Below are 2,831 nucleotides of genomic sequence, written 5' to 3'. Positions count from 1 at the left end.
ACAAGTGACAATAATTCAGTACTTGGTTTGTTAAAGACTAATCGAAAGGCCTTCATTGATGGCTTGATTGAAACGATTAAGTTAACAGTACTCGCTATTATTTTGGCTTCTATCTGGGGTATTTTCTTAGGTATTCTAGGTATCAGTGAAACAAAGTGGTTGCGCGGCGTATCCACAACGGTGATTTATATTTTCCGTGGGTTACCTTTGATGGTGTTGGCATTCTTCATCTATATTGGTTTACCAACAGTTATTGGTACCAAGGTACCAGCCTTCTTAGCAGGAATTATCACTTTGGTATTGAATGAGGGTGCTTATACAGCAGCGTTTGTTCGCGGTGGTTTTGAGGCAGTTGAAAAGGGTCAAATGGAAGCAGCACGATCATTAGGTTTGCCATATGGTAAAGCGATGCGGAAGGTCATTGTTCCGCAAGGGTTGCGGATTATGGTACCGAGCTTTATTAACCAATTCATTATTACGTTAAAGGACACGTCTATTTTATCAGCGATCGGGTTGTTAGAATTGACGCAGACCGGAACCTTAATTGTGGCACGTAATTCACAAGGCTTCAGAGTGTGGGCAATCATTGCGGTGATGTACTTGATTGTCATTACATTGTTAACATGGCTAAGTAATTGGGTAGAAAAAAGGATGAAAAATTAAATGACTGATGTGAAAGTACATGTTGAAAAAGTAAATAAATCTTATGGGAGTAATCATGTGTTACGTGATATCTCATTAGATATCAAAAACGGTGAAGTTGTCGTTATGATTGGCCCATCGGGTTCAGGTAAATCTACTTTTCTAAGAATGTTAAATCAACTTGAAACACCAGATAGTGGCACAATTGTTGTGGACGGTTTTGATATTAGTAATTCAGAGACTGATATCAATAAAGTACGCGAAAACATCGGTATGGTATTTCAGAACTTTAACCTATTCAATAACTATTCAGTGTTGGAAAACATCATGTTGGCGCCTGTTGAATTGGGGAAGTTGAATAAAACTGAGGCTGAGAAGTTAGGCCGTGAATTGTTAGATACAGTTGGCTTAGCTGATAAAGCAGACGCTAATGTTAAGTCATTATCCGGCGGTCAAAAGCAACGTGTTGCCATTGCGCGTTCTTTGGCGATGCAACCAGATATTTTGTTATTTGATGAACCAACATCAGCTTTGGATCCAGAAATGGTCGGTGATGTCTTAGATGTCATGAAAGATTTAGCTAAACAAGGGATTACGATGATTGTGGTGACTCATGAAATGGGATTTGCAAAACAAGTTGCGGATCGTGTTGTCTTTTTTGAAAGTGGTAAGATTCAAGAATCTGGAGCTCCAGATCAAATCTTTAGTGCGCCGAAGAATGATCGTTTACGCGAATTCTTGGGTAAGGTGATGCATGCATAATGAACAAAATACGAAGCGCTAGTTGGCTTGGTTTATGGCTATCAATATTTGTTGTAATGGTAAGTTTTATTTTACCTACTACAGACGTTCAAGCTGCAGAAAAGCCGAATTATACAATTACAACTGATGCGAGTTATCCACCGTTTGATTTTCAAGATCAAAATAATCGATATGTGGGTATTGATCAAGATATTTTAAAAGAAATTGCTAAGCGTGAAAAATTCACCTACACATTAAAACCAATGAGCTTTAATTCTGCAGCCCAACTAGTTGCAAACGGACAAGCTGATGGTATTATTGCTGGTATGGTCATTACTGATGAACGGAAACAGGTTTATGATATCAGTACGCCATACTATAAAACTGGTGTTGCATGGATTGTTAAGAAAGATAGTACCATTACGTCTTTAGCTGCATTAAAAGGACAAACAGTTGCATTGAAAACGGGTACTGCTGCAGCTGATTATGGTAAAAGTTTACAAAAAAAATATGGCTTTAAGGTTAAGTACTTTAACGATTCAAACGTTATGTATAATGATGTCGTGGCAGGTAATTCGGTTGCGACATTTGAAGATATGCCGGTTATCCAATATGCGATTAAAAATGGTGTTAAGTTAAAGGTCATGAATGCTAAGCAACTGGGCAATGCTGGTTGGTATGGCTTTGCTGTTAAAAAAGGTGAAAACAAAGCCTTGTTAACTGCTTTCAACCAGGGTCTCAAGTCAATTCAAAAAGATGGCACATATGACAAAATTGTGAAGTCTTATCTTGGTAAAAGCCAAGAACACTTCACTGGTAAAACAAGTGACAATAATTCAGTACTTGGTTTGTTAAAGACTAATCGAAAGGCCTTCATTGATGGCTTGATTGAAACGATTAAGTTAACAGTACTCGCTATTATTTTGGCTTCTATCTGGGGTATTTTCTTAGGTATTCTAGGTATCAGTGAAACAAAGTGGTTGCGCGGCGTATCCACAACGGTGATTTATATTTTCCGTGGGTTACCTTTGATGGTGTTGGCATTCTTCATCTATATTGGTTTACCAACAGTTATTGGTACCAAGGTACCAGCCTTCTTAGCAGGAATTATCACTTTGGTATTGAATGAGGGTGCTTATACAGCAGCGTTTGTTCGCGGTGGTTTTGAGGCAGTTGAAAAGGGTCAAATGGAAGCAGCACGATCATTAGGTTTGCCATATGGTAAAGCGATGCGGAAGGTCATTGTTCCGCAAGGGTTGCGGATTATGGTACCGAGCTTTATTAACCAATTCATTATTACGTTAAAGGACACGTCTATTTTATCAGCGATCGGGTTGTTAGAATTGACGCAGACCGGAACCTTAATTGTGGCACGTAATTCACAAGGCTTCAGAGTGTGGGCAATCATTGCGGTGATGTACTTGATTGTCATTACATTGTTAACATGG

Annotated in this window: 3 protein-coding genes; all 3 read left to right on the top strand. The window is 38.7% G+C overall.

Annotated features, from left to right (window positions below; translation table 11 throughout):
- On the top strand, nucleotides 1–663 hold a 663-nt coding region (locus C5L23_RS02200), incomplete at its 5' end, for an amino acid ABC transporter permease (RefSeq protein WP_133264228.1).
- Nucleotides 664–1,404, top strand: coding sequence for an amino acid ABC transporter ATP-binding protein (locus tag C5L23_RS02195; RefSeq protein ID WP_010008677.1), 741 nt, complete (start codon nucleotides 664–666; stop codon nucleotides 1,402–1,404). It abuts the gene before it with no gap.
- A gap of 56 nt (nucleotides 1,405–1,460) precedes the next feature.
- A partial coding sequence (locus tag C5L23_RS02190) for an ABC transporter substrate-binding protein/permease (protein ID WP_240034418.1) occupies nucleotides 1,461–2,831 on the top strand: 1,371 nt, incomplete at its 3' end.

Source organism: Leuconostoc fallax (assembly GCF_004354645.1).
GTDB lineage: Bacteria > Bacillota > Bacilli > Lactobacillales > Lactobacillaceae > Leuconostoc_B > Leuconostoc_B fallax.
The sequence above is the reverse complement of the archived record's forward strand: the minus strand, read 5'-3'. Positions and strand labels throughout refer to the sequence as shown.

What these genes read in the sequence shown, in the direction of transcription:
- C5L23_RS02195 (WP_010008677.1), top strand. Translation starts at nt 664, where the DNA reads ATGACTGATGTGAAAGTACATGTTGAAAAAGTAAATAAATCTTATGGG.